The sequence below is a fragment of the Pseudonocardia terrae genome (assembly GCF_021343995.1).
GTDB lineage: Bacteria > Actinomycetota > Actinomycetes > Mycobacteriales > Pseudonocardiaceae > Pseudonocardia > Pseudonocardia terrae.
The window spans coordinates 1-23,261 of record NZ_JAJTTE010000063.1 but is presented as its reverse complement, the minus strand read 5'-3'; the positions used below and the strand labels follow the sequence as shown (position 1 = coordinate 23,261).

Annotated in this window: 11 protein-coding genes and 1 pseudogene; 7 read left to right on the top strand and 5 right to left on the bottom strand. The window is 69.4% G+C overall.

The window, feature by feature from the left end; genetic code table 11:
- Positions 1-3 precede the first annotated feature (3 nt).
- The 5 genes from LWC33_RS29535 to LWC33_RS29515 all read left to right on the top strand — a co-directional run bounded on the left by LWC33_RS29535 (position 4) and on the right by LWC33_RS29515 (position 12,692).
- Complete coding sequence (locus LWC33_RS29535; protein ID WP_233307974.1) at positions 4-1,170, top strand: Kelch repeat-containing protein; 1,167 nt, start codon at positions 4-6, stop codon at positions 1,168-1,170.
- A complete protein-coding gene (locus LWC33_RS29530; RefSeq protein WP_233307973.1) occupies positions 1,167-4,346 on the top strand; it encodes a hypothetical protein in 3,180 nt (1,059 codons plus the stop codon). The genes LWC33_RS29535 and LWC33_RS29530 overlap by 4 nt, the downstream gene beginning before the upstream one ends.
- Positions 4,343-9,544: a hypothetical protein gene (locus LWC33_RS29525; RefSeq protein WP_233307972.1), complete on the top strand. Its 5,202-nt coding sequence runs from the start codon at positions 4,343-4,345 to the stop codon at positions 9,542-9,544. The genes LWC33_RS29530 and LWC33_RS29525 overlap by 4 nt, the downstream gene beginning before the upstream one ends.
- A complete protein-coding gene (locus LWC33_RS29520) occupies positions 9,537-11,360 on the top strand; it encodes a hypothetical protein (protein WP_233307971.1) in 1,824 nt (607 codons plus the stop codon). Before LWC33_RS29525 ends, LWC33_RS29520 begins: the two co-directional genes overlap by 8 nt.
- 927 nt (positions 11,361-12,287) lie before the next feature.
- A complete protein-coding gene (locus tag LWC33_RS29515; protein WP_233307970.1) occupies positions 12,288-12,692 on the top strand; it encodes a hypothetical protein in 405 nt (134 codons plus the stop codon).
- 226 nt (positions 12,693-12,918) lie between these two features.
- Here the strand turns inward: LWC33_RS29515 and LWC33_RS29510 are convergent, their stop codons facing one another.
- Complete coding sequence (locus tag LWC33_RS29510) at positions 12,919-13,389, bottom strand: hypothetical protein (protein ID WP_233307969.1); 471 nt, start codon at positions 13,387-13,389, stop codon at positions 12,919-12,921.
- 254 nt (positions 13,390-13,643) lie between these two features.
- On the opposite strand from LWC33_RS29510, the gene LWC33_RS36310 reads away from it, so the two are divergent.
- Positions 13,644-16,907, top strand: a complete 3,264-nt coding sequence (locus tag LWC33_RS36310) for a CHAT domain-containing protein (protein ID WP_233307968.1) — start codon at positions 13,644-13,646, stop codon at positions 16,905-16,907.
- Positions 16,908-16,926: 19 nt separating this feature from the next.
- Here the strand turns inward: LWC33_RS36310 and LWC33_RS29500 are convergent.
- The 4 genes and pseudogenes from LWC33_RS29500 to LWC33_RS29485 all read right to left on the bottom strand — a co-directional run.
- Positions 16,927-17,244, bottom strand: a pseudogene (locus LWC33_RS29500) (transposase); the annotation flags it as partial.
- Between the two features lie 680 nt (positions 17,245-17,924).
- Complete coding sequence (locus LWC33_RS29495; protein ID WP_233307967.1) at positions 17,925-18,074, bottom strand: hypothetical protein; 150 nt, start codon at positions 18,072-18,074, stop codon at positions 17,925-17,927.
- Between the two features lie 328 nt (positions 18,075-18,402).
- Positions 18,403-19,764: a hypothetical protein gene (locus LWC33_RS29490; RefSeq protein WP_233307966.1), complete on the bottom strand. Its 1,362-nt coding sequence runs from the start codon at positions 19,762-19,764 to the stop codon at positions 18,403-18,405.
- A gap of 18 nt (positions 19,765-19,782) precedes the next feature.
- Positions 19,783-21,201: a S8 family peptidase gene (locus tag LWC33_RS29485; RefSeq protein WP_233307965.1), complete on the bottom strand. Its 1,419-nt coding sequence runs from the start codon at positions 21,199-21,201 to the stop codon at positions 19,783-19,785.
- Positions 21,202-22,065: 864 nt separating this feature from the next.
- Here LWC33_RS29485 and LWC33_RS29480 point away from each other — a divergent pair.
- Complete coding sequence (locus LWC33_RS29480; RefSeq protein WP_233307964.1) at positions 22,066-23,157, top strand: IS630 family transposase; 1,092 nt, start codon at positions 22,066-22,068, stop codon at positions 23,155-23,157.
- Positions 23,158-23,261 lie beyond the last annotated feature (104 nt).

Genomic DNA, 23,261 nt, shown 5'->3' with positions numbered 1-23,261 from the left:
CCGATGCCCAACCCAACCACGACCGTCACCAGCACCTGGTCGACGACCGCCGACCTGCCGATCCCGGGGAGTCTCGCAGGCCAGCACGATGGTCCCGCGCTCCTCCCCGACGGCACGGTGCTGGTCGCCGGTGGCGGGGACGCCACATCGGCCGCGCTCGCCCGGGCGGCCCGCTACGACCCGACGGCCGGCCACTGGAAGGCGACCGGAGCCATGCATGCCGCGCGCAGGCTGCACTCGGTCACGGTGCTCGCCGACGGCGGGGTCCTCGTGGCCGGCGGCACGAGCGCGGGCAGTCAATTCCCGCCCTCGGCGCTGGCCACCGCCGAGGTGTACGCGCCGACGACGGGCACGTGGACGGGCACGGATGATCTCCAGGTGGCCCGCTGGGACCACAGCGCCGTGGCCCTGCCGGACGGCTCCGTACTGGTGGCGGGCGGCACCGCCGTGCGGTCGGGTCAGTCGGTGAGGGCGCTGGCGTCGGTCGAGCGATGGGACCCGACGACCGGAAAGTGGACGTCGGTGGCCCCGATGACTGATGCCCGCACCGGCCATCCCGCGGTGCTGCTGGACAACGGCCACGTGCTCGTCGTCGGTGGCAGCGTGCCGACCGGCCGCGATTCGGCCGCTGACCTCGCGTTCTGTGAATTGTACGACCCAGCCACCGACACGTGGACGCCGACCGGAAACATGACCGTCGCGCGCGCCGGACACCGAGCGGTGGCCGTCTCGCCGACGTCGGTGCTGGTCACCGGTGGGCGCCCACCCGGCCGCGGCGGCGACGGCACGTTCGACCCGTTCAGTCGCGCTACCGCCGAGCTGTACAACCAGGGCACCGGCGCCTGGACGGCGGTCGCAGCGATGCCCGCGGGCCGGCAGCTGCATCGCGCGGTCACGCTGGTCGGCGGTCGGGTGCTACTGGTCGGGGGCACCGACGGCGGCGCCAACGCTGTCGGGTACGCGAGCGCCATCGAGTACGACCCAATCGCGAATATCTGGACCGAGGTCGGCGGCCTGGCCGCGGGGCGGTGGTCGTTCGGCGCGGTTGCGCTCACCGACCACACCGTGCTGGTTACCGGCGGGATCGGGCGAGCGGGGCTGGCTGCGGCCGGGGCTCCGGAGCTGACCGCTGGCACCGAGATCTTCACGGCGGGACCCGATACGCCGTGACCACGAACGCCTACTCCTTCCTGCCCTGGTTGCGCACCGGCCTTGCGACACAGATCACCACGCCGCCGGGCACGGCGGACCGGGCGAGCGTCCGCGTGCGGCTGCGGATCACCGGCGACGCGATCGCCGGCGGGATCCTTACGCAGGACGTCGAGCAGGCCGTGCACCTATACGGCCCGGGCGATGTGATCGGCATCGACCCCCGGGCGATCTTGCGCACCGAGCCCCGCGACTGGATAACCAACGCGGAACCGGACTTCCTCGCGCACGTCGAGTTCTACGACGAGGACTTCCCGTGGCGGTACAGCCCCGCGGTGCCCGATGCGGCGACGGTCCGGCTCTCGCCATGGCTTGCGCTGGTCGTGCTAGCAGGCGGGCGCAACCCGAAAGACCCACACGCCGAGTTCGACGACGGCGTCAGCCCCGACCGGCCCCTGCCGTTCATCACCGTGCACGAACCCGCGGCGACGCTGCCACCACCCGACCAGCTCGGCGCGTGGGCCCACGTGCAAGTCAACGGGGCCATCGTCGACGGTGTGACGTCTGACGACATGTCGGTGGCGCTGCCCGCGATGCAGGCTGTGCTGGCCGAGAACCCGGACAACGCCTGCGCCCGCCTGATGTGCCCCCGCCACCTCGCCCCAGACACCGGCTACCACGCGTTTCTGGTGCCGGCGTTCGAGACCGGGCGGCTCGCGGGCCTCGGCCTCGACCCGGCAGCCGCTCCCAGCGCGCTGCACCCGGCGTGGGGCGTGTCCTACGCCCACCAGCCGCTGTCGGGAATGCTGCCGTACTACTTCCGCTGGTTCTTCACCACCGGCAGCACGGGCGACTTCGAGACGCTGGTCCGGCTGCTGCAGCCCCGCCCGCCCGACGCGTTGACCGGCCGCCGCGACGTCGACGTGCACAACTCCCCCGGGTTCGGGCTGCCGGGGATCACCACGCCTGCCGCGCTGGGCGGTGTGCTGCGGTTGGGCGGCGCACTGCAGGTGCCCGGTAGGCCCCCGGACGTCTACGACACGTGGGACGACCAGCCGCCGGCCCAGCCGTACCCGCACCCATTCCAGCGGACCCTGGCCGCGCTGATCAATTTGGGCGACGCCTACCTCGACCAGCCACCCGCGACGGCGAACGCCACGGTCACGCCCGCAGGCCCCGTCGACCCGGTGATCACCCCGCCGCTCTACGGCCGATGGCATGCGCTCACCTCCCGGCTGCTGAACAACCGGGACGGCACCCCGGTCACAAACGAGAGGAACTGGGTGCACCGGCTGAACCTCGACCCCCGATTCCGGGTTGCCGCAGGCTTCGGCGCACGTGTAGTGCAGGAGCGGCAGGAGGAGTTCATGGCCGCCGCTTGGGCTCAGGTGGGCGACGTGCTCGCGGCCAACGCCCGGATCCGGGCCGCCCAGCTGGCCCGGGAGGTCGGCCACGTCCTGCAGACCAAGCACATCGACACGCCGGTCCAGGCCGGCCCTGTCCGAGCGGCCGCGGCCACGGCGGGGTTCGGGCGCGCGCTGCGGCTGACGGCCCCAGTCCATCCCCGGCTGACCACCCCCGCAGCGCCGACGGTGGCCGGTCGCGCCGACGCGCCACCGGCCGAGTCCGTCACGGTGGCGTTCCGGGTCGGGGAGAGTCGGGTCGGTTCGGCTCCGGTGTCGGCGGCGATGCGGCGCATCGCCCGCCCCGGCGCCCGGCTGATGCGGACCCTGCCGTTCACCGACCAGCAACCGCCGGACGCGCTGCTGTCCAGGATGGACGCGACGTCCGGCGAGGTGACCGCCGCGCCGCCGAAAACGACGCCGCCGGGTGTGGTGACGACCGACCAGCTCGACGCGGCCCTGCATCACACGCCCGACGCCGCCCCGGCGCCCGCCTCCGGCCACGGCGCCATCGACGACCTGCCCACCAGCTCCGACTTCATACTCACGCTGCCCGGCGATCCGCGCGTGCCGACACCGGGCGGCCCGGACAGCCCCGAGGCCGTCCGGTTCAAGGTCGCGCTGCGCGACCTGTACGACGGCCGTGCGGCGGCGGAGCTGGGCGGTCAGGTCGACGCCCGCCCGCCGCTGGACGTGTCGGACGCGACTGGTTCCCTGCTGGACGGGCTGCGATCCGATCAGACCGTGCCCAAGACGCTGCTCGCCACCGTCAGCCTGCCGGACCGACTGCAGCCGTTCGCGCAGCGCTTCATGGAGGCGATGGCGTACCCGGTGATCGACCTGCCGATGTACCAGGCGTTGCTGAACCTGTCGGTGGATACCTTCGTACCCAACCTGACGGCGCTGCCGCCCAACACAATCACCCTCCTGGAGACCAACCAGGAGTTCATCGAAGCGTTCCTGGTCGGCCTGAACTACGAGTTCGCACGCGAGCTGCTCTGGCGCGAGTACCCGACCGACCAGCGGGGTACGCCGTTCCGTCAGTTCTGGGACCCGCGCACGGTGCTCCCGGTTGCGGGTGAGACGGAAGCCCAACGCCGGGAACGGCTGTACGACATCCGGCCGATCCACACATGGCCTGCGTCCGCGGAGCTGGGCAAGAACGACAACGATGAGGCAGGCGGCCCGCAACAGGACGACCTCGTGCTCGTGATCAAGGGCGAGCTGCTGAAGAAGTTCCCAACGGCGGCGATTTACGCCCAGCGGGCGCGGTGGGATCCGGACAACGCCCACCCGAACCCTGACCTGGAGCGCGTGCCCGTCGACCTGCTGGACGAGAACCACCCGTCCGCCGAGGAGATCCGGCTTCCTCTGTACGAGGCCAAGGTGGAGCCGGACATCACCCTGCTCGGCTTCAACCTGACGGCCGGAAAGGCCAAGGGCGACGGCCCGGGCGGCGATCCGGGTTGGTTCTTCGTCATCAAGGAACGGCCCGGCGACCCCCGGTTCGGGCTTGACGCGGGGCCCGCGGTGCCCGTGGAGACCTGGAACGACCTGTCGTGGCCCAACGTGGATCCGGACAACCGCGGGTTCATCGAGCTGGGTGGCGCGACCCCGACCGTGCCGCTGCTGCCCCTCGACGATCCGGTCGCCGACGAGGAGAAGAGCCAGCAGCACGACGAGGACGTCGCGCTGCCCTCGTGGCACGGCGGGCTCAGCTCGGCCGACCTGGCCTACGTGCTGTTCCAGGCGCCGGTCCTGATGGCCGTCCACGCGCAGGAGATGCTGTCATGACCGCCCCGGCACCTCTCAGCGACGACTTCCCCGTGCTCCTCGGCCCCGTCCGGGTGCAGACCCGCTTCACGGCGTCGGAGCTGCTAGTCCGCGTCTTCCCCGACGACTGGTCGGTGGACAAGTTCGAGCCCTTGCCGACGGTCGCCGAGCTCACCGCGTTGGACGCCTACTGGACCGCCGTGTGGCAGGCGGGCGGCAACGGGGCCGCCAAGCAGGCCGCCTGGGAGGAGTTGATCGGCCGGGTGCCGTCCGGGCGGGCGGCGTGGCTGTTGTCGAGCCGACAGCCCGCCAACCCCGCTGATCAGCCGACCGGTGTCCCGCCCAGCACGACCGTTCTGGTCGTCCTGACGCCGACCCCCGTCGCCGCCGCTGACCGGCAGGCCACCGTCACGTACTGGACGGCAGTGTGGCGTGCGCACGGCGACCGCGCCGCGACCGGGACCGCCAACATCGCCCTGACCACCTCGGTCGGCGCCACCCGCGGCGCCGCGATCCGGGGTCTGCGCCCCGCCGGGATCGACGCTGCGCCGAGCAATCCGAGCGACGCTGTCCAGGTCGCGTTCCTCGTGCTGCCCGAGCCTGCGCAGGGGGCCACCGCCGCGCAGTCGTGGACGAAGGCGGCGCGGGCACGGCTGCTGCCCGACCGGTTCACGGTGCTCGGCTACGTCGGCGGCCAGCGGGTGATTTCCGTGACCGGGGCGACCATCCCTCCCGAGCTCGTGGTCAGCCCCGACCCCGGGACCACCGACCAGCTGACCGTCGACGAGCAGACCGGGGTCCTCCACGTCCCGGACGACCTGCTCTGGCTGACCGACTTCGACCGGGCCGTGCAGGTCGGTATGGGGGTGCGGATCCCGCTCGACGACAACACCCGGGCAGGCGTGGACCGGCTGGTCGTTTTCGGCATGCGCCGAGCGTCGACTCCGGACCAGACGGCGACGGACCTCGCCGACCTGATCACCCGCCAGATGCGCAGCCCTGCCGGGTTCGCCTTCGTGCCGCAGGGCACGCCGACCAACAACACCGAGCAACGGCCAGCAGGCCAAGACCCGACCCCGTTGGCGCCCCCGGCGGCGGCTTCCCCGGCCGCGCCCACGGACTGGTCGACCAAATCCGACGGCCGGTGGTTCGCCGAGCTCGTCGGCGTCGACCCCGCGATAGTCGCCGGTGCCCACCACGCCGACCAAACCGACCACCGGGACGCGCGGGCCGCGAACGTCGCGCTGTGGCCCGCGACCTGGGGCTCCTACCTGCAGACCATGCTGCACCCCGTGCTCGGCGCCGCTCCCGTCGACGCCACCCGCGACTTCTTCACCCGGCACGTGTCGGGGCGCGGCCCGGTTCCGGCCGTACGAATCGGACGCCAGCCCTATGGAGTACTGCCCACCACCGCGTTCTCCCGGCTGGCCTGGCCGGACGCGGCCGCCACGGCGCCGCACCGCCGCGCGCTGCACCAGCTGCTCACGGCGGCCGCGGCCGACTGGCGGACGGCCAGCGCGAAGGTCGCCCGGCTCGGCACGGGCGGCGACCCCCACCAGATGCTTCTGGACATCCTTGCTCTGCATCCGACATCGGCGGAGTTCTATCAGCGGTACGCCCAGAGCGTCGAGGACGTCTACAACCGCGAGAACCTCGGTGGGCTCGGTCCGACCGTGCTACCCACGTTGGACGAGCTGCACATGCCGCAGTCGGTCCGCGCGCTGCTGGCCCGCCTCGGCCACGTCGGGGCGCCCGACCCCGACCTAATCCGCCGGCTCTTCGTGGGCGCGCAGTACCCGTTGCTCGCGCCGCTCGTCGACGACCGCCCGCTGTCGGAGACCGACCCCGTTCGCGCGTACACCACCGACCAGCGCAACTACCTGCGCTGGCTGGCCGACCTCGCAGGAACCGATCTGGAGACGGTCCGGCTCGAGAAGGGCTTCATCGCCGACCGCGCCCCTGCGGCGCTGCTCTACCTGCTGCTGCGGCACGCCGTGCTGCTCGGGTGGGCGGACGCCGCCCGACGACTGGCGCTGGCCGCAGGCAGCGCATTGGCGCAGGACCCGGTCGACCCACCATTCATCCACATCGGATTAGCCGATCCGGCCGCACCAAGCGAGAGCCGCTTCCGCCAGCTCTACACGCCCGACCCGGCTGTCACCGGAAGCCCCTCCACCCTGCCGGTGGACTACCTGCCGACCGCGCTGGACGGCCGTCTCGCCACCGCTCAGCTGGCCGAGCAGGTGCAGGCACTCGGGCTGCTCGCCGACGTCCCAACGGCTCGCCTGGAACGGGTACTGGTCGAGCACCTGGACTGCGCGACCTACCGGCTGGACGCCTGGCAGCTCGGGCTCGCCAACGAGCGGCTCGCCGAGCTGCGGTACGGGCCCGACGGCACCGCGGCCGCGCGGACCGGCCTGCACCTCGGCGCGTACGGCTGGCTGGAGGACATCCGCCCGCGCACCCGCCAACTCAGCCCCGTCCAGCTCACCGGCGATCTCGCCCAGCTGTTCACGCCACCGGGATCGAGCCCGCTACTGCACGACCCAACCAACGGCGGCTACCTGCACGCTCCGTCACCGGCGCAAGCGCGGACGGCCGCCGTGCTGCGGGCGGGGTACCTGGCCAACGCGACGCCAGAGAACCCAGGCACGTTCGCCGTGAACCTTAGCTCCGACCGGGTCCGGGCCGCGCTAGCGGTGTTGAACGGGCTCCGCTCCGGCCAGTCTCTCGGCGCGTTGCTGGGCTATCGCTTCGAGCGCGGTCTACATGATCGGTTTGCGGAGGCCGAGCTGGACACTATTATCGCCGCACTGCGGGGCGCCTTCCCGCTGCGGGCCGGGCGGCTGGAGGAGACGCGCCCAGCGACCGGGACGTCCGCCGATCTGGTCGAGGCACGCAACGTCGTGGACGGCCTCGAACTGGTGCGGCGCGTCACCCGGACACAGGACACCACCTACCCGTTCGGCGCAGTCGGCCTGCCCGTCGCGACCGACGTGCAGCTAGCCGCGATCTCGGCGGAGGTACAGCGGCTGCTCGACCTACATGACGCGGTTGCCGACCTTGCCATTGCCGAGAGCACCCACCAGACGCTCGCGGGCAACCCGGACCGGGCCGCTGCGACGCTCGACGCGTATGCCAAGGAAGGCTTCCCGCCAGATCCGGCCGTAGTGCGGACCCCTCGCAGCGGGGTGACCCTGACCCACCGGCTCGGCCTGCAGTTCACCCCGGGCCTCCATCCCCCGGTCGAGGGCGCCACCCCGAGAGCACAGGCGGAGCCCGCCGTGAACGACTGGCTTCCGGGTCTCCTGCCTCAAGCCTTCAACGTCGTTGCAACGGTCACATGGACGGATCCGGTCAATGGCCAGGCCCAAAGCAGGGTGGTCAGCCAGCAGGACGTTGGGCTCTCCCCGATCGACCTGCTGTGGGCCGTGCGACCCGCGGACGAGGCGGCGATGACCGATCTCGACGACCGCATCCTCGGCGTCGTCGTCGAGCGGGACGGCCCCCGCCCCGACGCACTGCTCAGCATCCGCTACACCCAGCGCGTCACCAACCGGATCACGTTTTTTGAGCTCTCCGGCCTAGTCGCCACGCTGCGCAGGCTACTCACGACGTCCCGGCCGCTGCGGCCGAGCGACCTCGTGCCCGCCGCGGGTTCTGCCACCGTGGACCGCGGCGCGGATGACGTTATCTCGCTGTCGCGGGAGCGGCCTGCAGCCGTGCGCGCGTCGCTGAACAAGCTCGCCGGCAACGTAACGAGCTACATCAGCGATCTCGGCGCGCTCCTGCAGCTGACCTCGACGGAGCCGCAGCGCACACAGGTGATCAGTGGTATTGACACGTTCCTACAGCGCTACGCGGACCTCGTTGGCACGGCGAGCGGCTTCGGCCTGGTGCGCAGCAGTTGGGGCGAGCTGATCAAATGGCGACGAGACGTCTTCAGAGACGTGCTCGCGGCCGTCGCCGCGACAGCCGACCGGATGGGCCGCTCGCTAGCGGCGGCCGACGCGCTGATCCACCAATACGACGCGCTAGCCGCCACCGCGACCGACGAGGCCCGGTTCGCCCTGCTGCAACAGGCCGAACGGCTGCTCACCACCAGCCCCACCAGCCCTCGCCCGGCCACGCCGAGCCAGCTGCGCGCCACGGTCGCCACCCGCAGACAGGCCTTCGACGCCCGCCTACAGGCACTGCGACGGCAGGGAGGCACCGGCCGAAACACGCTCAGCGGCCTGCTAACCGAGGTCGCCGCGAAGCTTCCGCTGACCGACCTCGACCCTACCGGCCTCGACCTCACGTCCTTCCACGACCGGGTGATCGAGTTCGCTCGTGACCTACTCAATCGGGTGACCGCGCTGCAGTCCGAGATCGCCCGCAGGCTGACCGCCGCCGACGCCGCGCTGGCGGTATACGACCAGGTTGTCAGCGGTCTCGACCGGGTCACGGCGGGAACCGCGGCGCTCTCTGCCCTGCTCGGCGACGACGTGCTGGTCGTGCCTGAGTACACGCTCGGTGATCAGCAGGCCGCCGAGCTGCAGCAAGCCCGCCGAGCGAGCGACGACCTCGTTGCGCACCTCGTCCACGACGTCGGCCGGGACATCCCCGTCGACGACTGGATACACGGCGTTGCGAGGGTGCGGGACAAGGCGCGGCTGTGGGAACGCGCCACCCTGCTCAGCGACGCGCTGCGGGGCGAGCCCGGCCCGTTGGGCGACCCGCCAGGCGTGCACGACCCGACGCTGGTACCGATCCAGCTCCCCGTCCAGCCTGACGATCATTGGCTGGCCATGGAGTTCGCCGCGGGCGCCACGATCACCGAGGACCGGCTGCTCTACACGGCGCACTACGCGAGCACGTTCCTGCCGCAGAATATCCTGTGTGGGCTGCTCCTCGACGAGTGGACGGAGGTGATCCCGGCCGACGGCGAGACGACCGGCATCGCCGTCGACCTGGACAGCCCTGACTCCGAGCCGCCCCAGGCCATGCTGCTGGTCGTACCCCCGGTCCGGACGGGTACCTGGAGCGATGACGACCTGGTCGCCGCGGTCATGGAGACGTTCGATCTCGCGACGCTGCGGGCGGTCGAGCCGGGCCACCTCGACGACACCGCATATGCCCAGCTGCTCCCGGCCACGGTCCTGTCCGCCACCCCACGTCCTATTACGATCAGCACCGACCTCGCGGTCGCCAACCTGCGCTGGAAGAGTCGTGACTGAGTCAACCCGCATCGACGACCTGCCCGCCGCGCTCGCCGACCGGCAGTTTCCGACGGTCGGCGTGTGGAACCGGCTGGAGGGCAGGCCGCGCACCATTGGCTTTGACCGCGCCCTGAGCGCCGAGGTCCGCGATCCGCTGTGGCTGCTCACTCGCCAGTGGCAGATGGGCGAGCTCCTCGGCCAGGACGCCGGATCGCCGGTGACGGTGACGTACTCGATCGGCACATCGACGCCGAGTCGGTTCCGCCCGGGCGTCGGCCAGGAGCCGATCGAGGACCTGCCCAGTGACCGTCCGCTGGAGACGTTGGCAACGCGGCGGCGGGTCCCGTTCGCGTTCGGCGCCGAATCGATCGCGTTCGACCTTCGCCTCATCATCGGTCGTCGCTGGTTCAAACTCCTCGAGCGATCCATTGGGGACTTGAACTCCCTGGAGCTCTTCCGCACGCAGTATGTCCAGCTCTACCCCATCGCGCTCCCTGACCCGTCTAACGACGCCGACACGCAACAGGTGGCCGACCCGGAGGTGTGGGCAACACTTCAGGCTGTCGCGGGCCGCCGTATGGATGGTTACCTCCTCTACCAGCACCTCCTGGGCGGGGGACACGCATCGGACAACATCGTCGACCAGCTGATGCTCTACAGTGGCTTGCTCGACCACCTCGGCACCCGGCTCGTCTCCTGGTTCGACGGCCTCATCGACCAACCCGCGGCCGAAGCCGCCTGGGATGCACGTCGGCTGGAACACCGCTTCTCGGTCGCCGCGGCGGACCCCACCGGGGAAACCGTGCTGACCGCGCCCGAGTTCCCCGGGGGTGAACTGGACTGGCACGCGTTCTCGATCGATCCGAGCGGGCCGCTCGACGGAACAGCATCAGGACCACCACCGGTGAATCGCACGGCGTTCCCAGCGCCGGTGCGGTTCACCGGAATGCCGCTGTCGCGCTGGTGGGCGATCGAGGACGGGCAGACCAACTTCGCTGACGTTCAGCCGGACAGCGCCGACCTGGCCAGGTTGATCTTCCTAGAGTTCGCGCTGGTGTACAGCAACAACTGGTTCCAGCTCCCGTGCGACGTGCCGGCGGGCGTGCTGGTTCGGATGCGAGGGCTGGCGGTCACCGACGTCTTCGGTCAGCGGCTGTGGATCACCCCGGCCGGTGCAGGCGCCGACGAGGACTGGCAACGGTGGTCGATGTTCACGCTGGGCACCCGTGACGCGGCCCCGATCGCGGACACCCGGCTGTTCGTGCCCACGACGGCGCCTAGCATTGCAACGGGTCCCGGGCTGGAGGAGGTCTCGTTAATCCGGGACGAGAACGCCAACCTCGTGTGGGGTGTCGAACGCACGGTCCGCGTCCCCACCGGCGAGAGCCGCCGTGGCTCGGAGGTGTCGGCCGAGGTCGTCGCCCAGCGCCAACGCTTATTTCCGCCGCAGCAACCGACCGACCCTACCGCGGCCGCCGCGTACGCGGTGATGAGCACGATTCCCGAGAACTGGATCCCGTTCATCCCGGTGCACGTGCCGGGCGACACCCGAAGCGTCCAGCTGCAGCGCGCCACGCTGCCCAGCGTCGTCGACGGCCAGCCGGTCCACCCAAGGACATCGTTGCTCCGGGAGGGCCTCGACAACGGCGCGCGGTATTTCATCAACGAGGAGGAGGTGACCCAGACAGGCACCACGCTGCGTGTCGCGTACAACCGGGCCCGCTGTCGGCAAGGGAGTGTCGCGGTGTGGCTGAGCGCCGCTCGAGGCATCGGCCGCTGCTCCGGCTCCAGCGGTCTACGGTTCGACTTCCTCGCCGACACGCAGCCGAGCTGACCGCGTCGGTGAGTGCGAGGCAACAGTCAAATTGACTATAGACCCGACAGGAACGAGCGCGGGCGCCGTGCGCCCGGTGGCCAGCCAGCCTTCTGACGAACGAAGCGGATCAGGTCCACGCGAAGACCGGGAGTACCTCCATATGCTCGAACGTGAGATCGAGGCGGTGATTACTTCGAGACCCTCGTGCCAGGACTCCCTCGCCTTCGACGGCGATCCCGCACTAGTGGGCCGCAGCCCGACCGGCTGGGCCGCCTGCTCGCTGTCCGTCGTCCCCGATCCGCGCGAGGGACAATTCCCCGCTCCGCCGGACCGGTCTCGAGGCCCGGTGCGACCCTCCGCGGCGGGGCCCACGGGCCTCGGGCCGCAGCGCCACTCGATGATTGGCACTGTGCTGTATCAGGACGAGCACGCACGGCCTTCCTACCTGGGCACCGCAAGCAAGCGGCGGGGGACCGGTTCCACGCGGCGCCACCGATCGGCTCGTCGACGCGGGGTCACTCGTCACGTCACGACGAAACTGGAGTTCAGGAATGTCGGACACGGTTCGCGCGGTCGAGCAGGGCCCGGATCGGGCTCTCACCGCGCTGCCTCCGCCCGCTGACGGCGTGTTGGGCAAGTCGTACGCCTACCTGCGTGTGGCGATCGTCGGCCTGTTGATCGCACTCGGCGTCACGGTCACCTGCCAGAGCTCGCGGCAGGGATCGTTCCCGGCGTCGGTCAGCGCCTACTACTACACGGCGTCCCAGGCCGCGTTGGTCGGCGCGCTGATCGGCCTGGGCGCGGCGATGATCGCCCTGAGGGGGCGGCACGCGGCCGAAGACACGCTCCTCAACCTCGGTGGTGTGTTCGCGGCGGTCGTGGCGATCGTGCCGACCTCACTACGTCGCCGCGATCCTGCTGTTCGTCTGCATCCTGGTCGTCGCCGTGATCAACCCGACGCGGCGACGCACGGAGGAGGAGGACGCCGGCGCCCCGGTGCCGGGTTGGCCCCTGGACGCGCCGACGGTCGGCCGGGCCATGCAGCGCAAACCGAGGCAGTTCGACCGCTACGCATGGGTCGCATGGGTCATGCTGATCGGCGCGGTCGCCGGAGGCGCCCTGTGGGGGGCCGGCGTCATCAGCCTGTTCTGGCTCGAGATCTTCGTAGCCCTATTGTCCGCCGTGTTCTGGATAGTGCAGAACCGTCGAGCAACTGCCGCCCCGGCTGCCGAAACAGGCAACCACCACAGACACCACAACATCCTCGTCGATCCATTACCCCTCGCCCGGTTGACCAACCCCCGGGCACCAGAAACAGGTCCCCAGTTGCCCCGTCCAACGGTCGACTGACAGCCGGAGACCGGCTGCGCGATCCCCGGAGGAGGCGAGGCCGTCGATTTCGGATCGAGACCCCGCCGGTACAAAGCGGACCGCGACGGGCTCCCGGAGTACAAGTGCCAAGTTCGCAGAGATTACATCCGCCTAGTGTTTCTGAGCGGGTGTTTCGCGTGTTTCATCCCGGATCTATCACCACCTTTGAGGGTTCCGCTCCCCCACAGCCACGAGACCTTCCTACTCAGGTCGCCGGATTCGGCAGCGGGTCGAGCCGCAGGATCTGCACCAGGACGGCGAAGACCACCACTGCCGCGGTTCCCATCCAGCCTGCGTACCAATTTGTCGTCGCGAACCAGCCTCCGATTGCGAAGCACCAAATCACGAAGGCCAGGGCGCTCATCCCAGCCTGCTGGGCGCGCTGGACCGCTAACACTCGACGGGAGAAGAAGTAACTTGCGACAGTACCGAGGACGAGCAGCAGGCCGAGCCCCCATGACCGCGCTGTCGAGCCGGCTGGGTAGGCGGACTGCACCAGGCCTTGGAGGATCAGATATGCGCTGACCATTTCCACCGGCACGTACTTGATGAACTTTGACCAGTAGTCGTCAGCGGCGGGGGGCGCGACGGGAGGAGGGGCGACAGGTCCCGTTCCGCGGGTCACCCCCGGCCTGGCTCGGCGCACGTCGGCTGGAGTGATGATATTGCGCTGCACGGATCCAACCTTTCGGAGCTACCAAGCACTGCGTCGGCAGCAGCACCGTACGGGGATCTACGAGCGGCGTCAACAAAATGGAAAGGACTCAGATGAGCGTCTCCCGAAAGTCCGCCGTCACTATTTCATGTGGATGCGGTTCGACGACGACTATGTTCGCTTGGGCCGTGGTCTCACTCGAGGAACATCCCGAGGTTCGCGCTGACCCGGCAGGGTTCGGCTCACTGCCGTGCCCGGGCTGTGGGACCTTACACGTGGTCCCAGCACCCCTGGTAGCGATCGGCCTGCTGCCCGATGGGCTCTTCCTTGCCTGCCCCGAAACCGGCTCCGATCCGCACGTACTTGTCAGCTCGATGTCGGGCATGTCGGTTCACCCCTCGCTCGGCACCGTGGTCCGCGCCCACCGCTCCGCCGCCGACGAGATTCTCGCCGGGCACGGTGAGTCGCCGGCCTACCAGGCTTTCCTTGCCGAGCTTGGTGACGCGCGTGAGCTCGCGGAATCACATGCCGCGTTCACCGAATCCATCGCTTTCACCGACGCCGACGCCCTCCGGGCCATTCTTGAGCGCCATCCCATTAGTCTAACCGACGAATTCCTGGACTATCTCGACTGCAATCTCGCTGTGGTGGATCCGGAAGACCCCTTCGACCGCCACCTCTTCCACTCCCAGCGAACGCTGTTCCAGGACCTCCGAGACGGCGTTTCCGTCGACGAGGCCGTGAATAATCTGGCTCGCATGAGGACCACGTATATCGAGAACGTTATGGCGCCGGAATTTCTTGCGGTGATGACCCGGCTTGCAACGCCTGGGCCGCTGACCCCGGAGCGCAATGCCGACTTCAAGCGCGCTATCACACTTTGCATTCAGCAGGGCCGGGTTGAGCTGCAGCAGTTATTGCATTCCCGGCGGGCGACCGAGCGGCTTGATGGCGGTTCGCTATTTACCGAAGAGGACGCCGCGGCGGCCGTTGCCGATCTCCGTGCGGCCCGCGATCTTGCGCCGGAGGGGACGATCGAGCGGGCAGGCGCCAGCAGCGACCTCGCCTTGGCGCTGGCTCGCTCCCCGCTTGGCACGCCGGTTGCCCGGTCCGAGGAGGCCATCGCCCTCTGCGAGGAAGCCCTGCAGTCCTTCTCTCGAGACGAGTACCCCGAGCAGTGGGCGATGATTTCCACTAACCTATCGATCCTGTATCTGGAGCGGGAGGGAGGAGATCCGCTGGCCGATGCCGAGCATGCAGCCGCGCTCTGCCGCAGCGCATTAGAGTTGCGGCCTCGGGACTTGGAGCCGCTGGGCTGGGCCTACTCCACTTTCAACCTCGGCCACGCGCTCGTCAAGCGGGCCAACCGGCTCTCCCGCGAGACGGACCCGGTACCAGTTTTCGCAGAGGCGGACGACCTGCTTGACCAGGCGGCGACCGGGTTTCTCGACTTGGACATGCAGTTCCAGGCGGGACGCGCATTCAGCGTGCGGGCAGGCGCCATCCTGGACGCGGTTCAGGACTCGATCGCCCGACGGCGGCGCCGTGTGGACGCGCGTGTGGACGCCGAGGATATACAACCGGACTTCGCCGTCACACTGGCGGATCTCGCGGTGCTCAATCCGGCGGTCTTTGGGCTCGACGAGCCGCCGCGCTGGGCCGTCGGGGGTCAGGCCGACCGCACACCGCGCCCCGACGAACAAGCAGCTCTTGAGAGGGCTCGTACGTACGCCGGAAAGGCATTGGAGTTGACGCCTTCCGGCGGGGACAGCGCGATGACACGCCACGTCCTAGCCGACATCGAGCGCCTGCTCGGCGCCAATGACACCGAGGTCCGCGGACACCTGGAGGCGGCGCTGGTGGACCTCGCGGGCTATGACGTGCCGTCGACCCGAATCGCGGTCTCTGCCAGTCTCGGGACTATTGCCGCTCGCCAGCGAGACTGGTCGGCGGCGGCCTCGGCGTTCCTAGGCGCTATGGAGGTGGTCGACGACTTTTATGTCCTCAGCAGGTCGAGCTCTGTGTTTGAGAAGCAATTCGCTGACTACTACAAGATCGTCGAATGGGCGGCCTACTGCTTGACTCTTGCAGACCGGCCTGCAGAAGCCGTGCAGATCCTGGAGGAGGGGCGCGCGCGCACGCTGTCTGCAGCCGTCATGCGGGACGAACCGGCCATGGACCGCCTCAGCGCCACAGACCCCCACCTCGCGCACCAGGTGACCAGGGCGCTGCTCTCGGCGACCGGCGCGCCAGGACCTGCGGCGCTTGCCGAGCTGATCCCGCAGGTCCGAGAGCTTCCCGGGCTGTCGGGGTTCCTCCGGCACGCCTCGCTGGACGAGGTCGTGTCCGAGTCGGAAGCCGGCCGCCCCCTGGTTCACCTCGTGTCCACCCCGGCGGGCTCGGTATGTCTCCTGGCGGTGCCCGGATCCACGCCCCCGGCCGTCGAGATCGTCTCCATCAGTTCGGTCACCAGCGCCGATCTCGTCGCCTGCCTTCTCCAGTTCGGCGACGAGGTGGGCGGCCTGCTGGGCAGTGACGCGCGCCGCGACGCGGCGCTCGACCGCATCGGCCGACTGTTGGGCATGATGTTCGGCTCCGCGCTCGCGGAGCGGCTAGGCGGGATAGGCGCGACGGAGGTGGCGATTGTCCCCGCTGGAATCGTTGGTGCGCTCCCCCTTGGCACGGCCCTGCTCGTGCCCGATGACCCGGCGGGGAAGCGCCTGGCCGACGTCGCCGCGGTGACCGTGGCACCGTCCGGGGGTGTGTTGACGGCCTGCCGGCGGCGGCTGCAGCGCATCGGGTCCGCTCCGGCGCACTTTGTGGGGATAGCGGATGCGGAGGAGGCCCGTCCGCTGCCCGGTGCCCGGGCCGAGCTCTGGGCCGTCGGGCGCGGATTCGGCCAAGCTACGACAGTCGCGTATGGGGCGGCCGCAACCCGCAGCTTTGTGCTCGACCACGCGATCACGGCCACGCACATTCACCTGGCCTGCCACGGCACGAACAATCTCGGTGATCCGCTGGGATCGACTCTTGGGCTCGCCGACGGGCCAGTCACTGTACGGGAGCTGTCCGAGCGGCAGCTGACGATGTGCCGGCTGGTGGTCGCCTCGGCCTGTGAGTCCGGTCAGATCGGCATTTTCGGATCGACAAACGAGGTCATCGGGCTGCCAAACGCGATGATCACCGCCGGCGCAGCGGCCACCGTGGCCAGCCTGTGGCCAGTCGATGATGTGGCAACCACCGTACTTATGAGTCGGTTCTACGAACGATTACGTGAGCTGGAGGGCGAGTGCCCGGCCCGCCCCGGCGCGCCGGCAGTCGCCCTTCGCGATGCTCAGGCCTGGACGCGCAGCGTCCCGAGCCGAGAGCTGGATCGCATAGCCGACCGGATCGAGGGCCACGCCGCGGACACTCCCGACGGAGTCGTTAGCAGTGAGCGCGGACTGGTGGCGACACTGCGTGCGATCGTCGGCAAACCCGACACCCGTCCGTTCGAGCATCCCCGGTATTGGGCTCCATTCGTCGTGATTGGGCTGTGAAGGACGTCTACGGCGCCGCTCAGAAGCCACATTCGACGACGTTGCGCCGCTTTTGGGGGGCCTTATCGGCCTTATAGAACGCGGCGGATTCGGCTTCGGCGCGGGCGGTGTCGATCGCCGCCAAGACGGTGGTGGCGTCGGCGGCGAGGCGGTCGATCGTGCGTGACACGGTCGGGTCCGAGGCGGCCGGACCGAACAGGGCGGGTTCGGCGCGCAACAGCGCGATATCGGCCAGACAGTCCCCGCCCGCCGCCAGGCCGAGGGCGAGGTCGAGCAGGATCTTCGTCGGGTCGTGCACCGCGAACCGCGGCCGCCACGGCTCCAACACCGCCCGACAGCGCCCGGTCCAGCCCGACCTTCCCGATCGTCTCGGTCAACAGCAGCGTCTCCGTGTGCGAGACCACCGCCGTCCGGCCGTGTCGATGTCCGGGCACGGGTAGAACCCTATAACCTTCTTCACCTGGAGGGTGCTCCTGCTCTTGGGACGATAGAGACTTCAGCAATCCCTATTCTCCCTGGTCAGCAGCACCCTCTAGCCTACTGACACGCCCCACTCGGTGAACCGCGATGAAAGCCCCGGGTTAGCCCCAAAGCGTTCAGTTAGCCCGTCAGCCACCACCTGAAACCCCAGACGACTGCCGACCCCTAGCGACCGACGATTGCCTAGGGATTGGTCGTGTTGCCAAGCACGTTGAGCGCCTAGGCCGTGGCAGACGACGCTTGGGTGCTCTGTTCACTCGCCGCCTTGACCTCGAAATACGCAGCGGTCAATGACGTCAGGGAGGCCAACGCAGCGCTGGCGAGAGCGGCGATAGTCGGCGCGTTCGGATCGGCCATCACCGGAGTACCAGAGGCTCCATTCGCGGCCGGAGTGGCTGGTATAACATTCAGCTTCAGAATGGCCTAGATGAATATTCCGAGAATGCTGACTGCCACCACGGACACGACAATGCGGTATACCCGGGCCGAATCCAACCCGAGGGATCATGCCCGACGAATGTCCTCGTTATTGTTGGCCTAGCGGTCGCCACCGGGGCTCCGCTCGCTTTGGGAGGCGCGCTCGTGGTCGGGGTAGCGCTTGTAGCCGGGGTGCCGGTGCCGGCTGGAGTGCCACCACGGGTTGGAGTGCGCCGCCACCTTGCGCGGCGCCACCCTGGTCGAGATCATTGTCCATCAGAATTCTCCTTCCTCGGCCACTGAAAGCTTCCAATCTTGGATCTATCACGATATCGAGAGATGCGCGGAAGCGCCTGCTGCGCGGTTGGATCGTGGTCACTGACGCCATGATCGATCGCTTTAGAGGCTCTGCCAGCCCAAGGTGGGATTTTCGCGGCGGTTGTCGCCGGGGGCCTGCGCGGCGCCAACAAGAGGTGCCATTCGTCGGTCGACGGGCGCGTCAGTGGCGTCGCGGTGCTACGTGCCAATCCCACTGCAGCAGCGCACCGGCCACGGCCGTCCCCGTGGGCTGACCACCCTCGAGAGCCGGTCCATCAGATCACGTGTGCGCCGCGGCCGCACTCGCGACGAGTTGCCCGATGGCGGGTTTGCGGATATCGGAGTGTGCGCCGGCGAAGGGTTCGTGGTCGGTGTTGTTGATGACGTCGACACCGTCGACGGCGTAGAACGACCCCGCGGCGAAGCCGTAGTCGGTGCCACCAGCCTCGGGCATGGTCCGGGCTTGTGCCCCGACCGCCTGGAACCCGTCGGATCCCATGCCTCCCCAACGGTCCGCGACCTCCGCCTCGACATCCTGTTGGGCGAGGAACGAGGCCTTGGGATACCACCGGCAGACGGCCCAGTCGAAGGAACTGAAGGTGGCGACGAGCGGCCCATTGACCCGGTCGGCGAGGCCATGCAGGGCTCCGCGCCGGACCCACGGATTCTGCTGCGCCCCACCGAACGACCAGTGCGAGAACGCACCCTGAAGCAGCACGATCGAGGCGATCGGGCTGTCGGTGGGCGCGGCGAGGCCGGCGAGAGCGAACGACACCAGCCGCGCCCCGAAGCTGTGGCCGACCAGGTGCACCCGCAGCTGGGGCGACCGGTGGTGCAGGTCGGCGAGCAGCGGGCCCAGCCCCGACCGTCCGATGTCCCCGGCGCGGGCCTTCATGGTGCTGTAGGACAGCACCCGGACGGCGTCCTTGGCGCCGTTCACCGCTTTGCCGAACCAATCGGTGACGCCCTGAGTCGAGCCGGCCGGCGGGACGCTGCCGAAGACCTCCGCGGTCGCCACGTAGTCCCGCCGCGGGTTGTCGGTCTGCAGCAGCGCGGTCTCGCCGGAGTCTTCGAACTGCGGGGTGTCCGGTTCCGGTGGGGTGAGCGCGGCGATCAGGGCGCTGAGCTCGTCGAGCCGCTTCTCCTTGGCCGCATCGGGCTGGTCGGGACCCAGGGCGGCACACTCATCGATCAGCGCCCCAATCCGGTCGACAATGTCGCGCTGGGCCGGGTCGGCGTAGCCGCTCCGGAGCGAGGCCGCGATCTCGGCCCCGCTGACCGCGGCCGTCCCGGCGCTACCGTCGAGGAGCTCGTCGGTGCCGGACTGGATCGAGCCGGCTGCGGCAGGCGGCGTGGCGGGGGTGTCAGGGAACCACAACGACGGCCAGTAGATGCCGCCGAAGCCCACCGGCCCGAGGGCCGGCAGCGCACCGGCGGCGTCACGGATGACCGGGAACAGGTGGTCGTAGAGGTCACGTGCGCTCTGCTCGGCCGTGCCCCAGCCGTGGCTGATCAGAAAGAGGTCCGCCACCCCGGAGGCGGCCACCTCGTCGAGGAAGCCGTTCCGGTCGGCGGGCGCGATCCCGCCCTTCTCGTCGAACTTCAGGTCCCAGACCGGCTCTCCGGTCGGCAGTGAGGCCATCGCGGCCGTTCCTTTCGTTCACACGTTGGCGAGCATCCGCATCAGGTCGACCAGCCCGGCCCCCTGGGCGTACCGCTCGCGCCCGAGATCGGTGGCGTTGCCGGTGAGCATCTCCTTGACCTGCCGGGGTCTGCCGATGAACTCGGGGCGCGCGGAGAGGAACGCCGCGATCACCCCGGACACGTGCGGGGCGGCCATCGACGTCCCCGACTGCTCGGCGTAGGTCAGCAGCTGGTCCTGCCGAGCCCCGTCGTCGGCGGGCAGCGGCGTGTCGGGCGAGTCGAGGCCGGCCTTGGCCCGGACCTCCCCGGTCGCGGCTGAGCAGATCCACTCGCCCGGCGCGACGACATCCGGCTTCGTCCGCCCGTCGAGCGTCGGGCCCTTGCCCGAGGTCCAGGTCACCCCGAAGGCGTGCGGGGCATCGCGATGCGTCGATCCGACCGCGATGCAGTCCTGGGCGTGGGCCGGTTCGGTGATCGAGCCGAGGACGGCAGAGGGGCTGGCCGCGTCGTTGCTGGTCGAGCGGGCGCCGTAATTGCCAGCCGAGATCACGACGACAACTCCGGACGCGACGAGCTGGTTCACCGCCTGACACAGCGGTGACTGACCGGCGGCGTACTGGTCGGGATACCACTCGCAGCCCAGGCTCAGGTTGACCCCGTGTACGCGCAGCAGCGCGGGATCGACATTGACCTCCGTGCGCAGGTAGGTGAGTGCCCGGATCACCGCGGCCGACGACGTCACCCATGTCCCCTGGCGGCTCAACCGCATCACCTTCAGGCTCACCAGCTCGCACGCAGGGGCCATCCCGGACAAGGTGCCGTGCCGCACCCTCGGGACGAACCCACCGTCGGTGGCCTCCTGAGACTGCGCGACGCGCGGGTGCGCACCGGTGGGGCTGCAGCCCGCAATGATCCCAGCGACGTGCGTGCCGTGCCCGCTCTCGTCGACCAGCGCCGTCGGCACGACCGGTACTGCCGGCACCCCGGCCGGCGCTAGGCCGGCCGCGGGAACGAGGGGCCGCGCCGGGTCGGCCGGGTTGACCAGATGGCTGAAGTCCCGATGCAGCGCACTCGTCGCCCCATGCGCCACCGCGTCCCCCCGACCCTCCTTCGCGAGCTCCAAACCGAAGAAGTGCGGATGGCAGGAGTCGATCCCGCTGTCGACAACCGCCCACACGATCCCGTGCCCGAGCGCCGCGTAGGACCGCCAGGCAGCGTCCGCCTTGACCGTCGGCGCCGACCGGTCGATCTGGGCGTCGAGGGTGTAGTCCGGCCACACCCGGAAGATCGTCGGTGGCCGCCCGCTGCCGTCGGCGAGCCGCATATCCTCCTCCACGAGGTCGCGAAGCACCATCCGCGACAGGACGCACTGGTACAGCTTGGGCGTGATGTAGGCAAGGCCCTGGGGCGTCTCCGGCAGCCCGGAGTCAAGCATCGGGTCAGGATTCGGCCACGATCCACCCGCGCGGTCGGCGAACCCTGCCCAGAGCGCGTGGAACGCACGCCGAACCGCGAGCAGACCACCCGGAAAGCGCACGTTCAGCTCGATGAGCATCGGCACGGGCGCGACCGGATCCACCGTCGGCGTGCCCGTAACGCCGGTCGGAGGCAAGTGCAGGTCACCCACGATCGGCGAGCGGTATCGGGGGGACGACTCGTCCATAGAGGTCCTGTTCGCAGCGAGTTCCACAGGCGCGTTGTCACAGATCCCGCGCCCGGAAGACTACAAGGATTGTGACAGCCAGCGCCGTCGCCTGTCGAGGCGATATTTCGGACCTGTGCGCCAACATACAAAGGCCTATGAGCCTGACCGCCTGCATGGCGACAATACGCAGATCTACGTATTGCCGGGCGCCTTCTCGATGAACTCAGCGGACTGGTGCCGGAGACACAGAGGCGCAGTCGGGCGCGATCCGTCGCCGAATTGGGCCCCGACTCGGTGATCTTGGAGGTCTTTCGATGAGGGATCTAGGTGTGATGTGCATCACTTAGAAGAGTCTGAGGTGTCTGTGTGGCACGGTTGAACGTTGCTTCGCAGTCTCTCGTCTGCGCAAGTCGACTCACTCGAGGACCGACATTCCGCTGCCACGGATCAGGCCGAGCTTGGTCTCTCGTTCCGCGAGCCTCGCCCGCGTGTCGACGGAAGGGCTAGTGCGTTGACCACGAACGTTCACCGGGTTGGCGACACGCCGGGTGATGGCCCTGGCGAGCGGGTCGGGAACTCCCACTCTCGGCGCTGAGATGAAGTCGGCGGCGGAAGTGGGGCTTCGGGATGGCAGGACCGGTCAGAGCACGACGGTTGACCGAGGAGGAGGGGCGGCGGCTGACTCAGATCGTGCGCCGCGGACGGGGGAACCCGATCCGGGTCCGCCGGGCGTCGATCATCATGGCGTCGTCGTCGGGGACCCCGGTGCCGGCGATCGCCCGCCTGGTCGCCGCCGACGAGGACACCGTGCGCGATGTGATCCACGCATTCAACGAGCGAGGGCTGGCCGCGCTGGACCCTCGGTGGGCGGGAGGCCGTCCCCGCCGCATCAGTGACACCGATATCGCGTTCCTCGTCACGACGGCCACCACCCGCCCGGACAAGCTGGACCTGCCGTTCACCCGGTGGAGCATCCGCAAACTCGCCGCTCACCTGGCCCGCTGCCACGAACACCGGATCGTGATCAGCCGCGAACGACTCCGGACCGTGCTGCGCGCCGCCGGGATCTCGTTCCAGCGAACCCGCACCTGGAAAGAGTCCACCGACCCGGACAAGGACGCCAAGCTCGACCGGATCGAGGAGGTGACCAGCCGGTTCCCGGGCCGCTGCTTCGCGTTCGACCAGTTCGGGCCGCTGTCGATCCGCCCCTGCCACGGCTCCACGTGGGCACCGGAGACGAAACCGACGCGGCTGCCCGCGACCTACACCCGCACGCACGGGATTCGCTACTTCCACGGCTGCTACAGCCTCGGCGACGACCAACTCTGGGGTGTGACGCGACGCCGCAAAGGCGGCGACCACACCCTCGCCGCGCTCAAGTCGATCCGCGCCACCCGCCCCGACGGCGCCCCGGTCTACGTCATCCTGGACAACCTCTCGGCGAACAAGACACCGAAGATCCGGGCGTGGGCGGCCCGGCACAAGGTCGAGCTGTGCTTCACCCCGACCTACGCTTCCTGGGCCAACTCGATCGAGGCCCAGTTCGGGCCGCTGCGCACCTTCACGATGAGCGCGTCGAACCACCCCAACCACACCGCTCTGGCACGGCGGCTGCAGGACTACTACCTGCGCTGGCGCAACGCCAACGCCCGCCACCCCGACGTCCTCGCCGCCCAACGACGTGAACGCGCCCGCGTCCGCAGCGAACGTCAGCAGCGCTGGGGCCGACCCAGCACCGCCGCATGATCAAAGCCGGTGAACCTATGTGGTCAACGCACTGATATGTAGTCCGTCTTGTCAAGGGGCAGGGTGAAGCGGTGCCCAGGACCGTCGTCGTGGGCACCGCTTCG

Coding starts and splice junctions, on each gene's coding strand:
- LWC33_RS29535 (WP_233307974.1), top strand. CDS start 4: ATGCCCAACCCAACCACGACCGTCACCAGCACCTGGTCGACGACCGCC.
- LWC33_RS29525 (WP_233307972.1), top strand. CDS start 4,343: ATGACCGCCCCGGCACCTCTCAGCGACGACTTCCCCGTGCTCCTCGGC.
- LWC33_RS29495 (WP_233307967.1), bottom strand. CDS start 18,074: ATGATCTCGACCAGGGTGGCGCCGCGCAAGGTGGCGGCGCACTCCAAC.
- LWC33_RS29490 (WP_233307966.1), bottom strand. CDS start 19,764: ATGGCCTCACTGCCGACCGGAGAGCCGGTCTGGGACCTGAAGTTCGAC.
- LWC33_RS29485 (WP_233307965.1), bottom strand. CDS start 21,201: ATGCTTGACTCCGGGCTGCCGGAGACGCCCCAGGGCCTTGCCTACATC.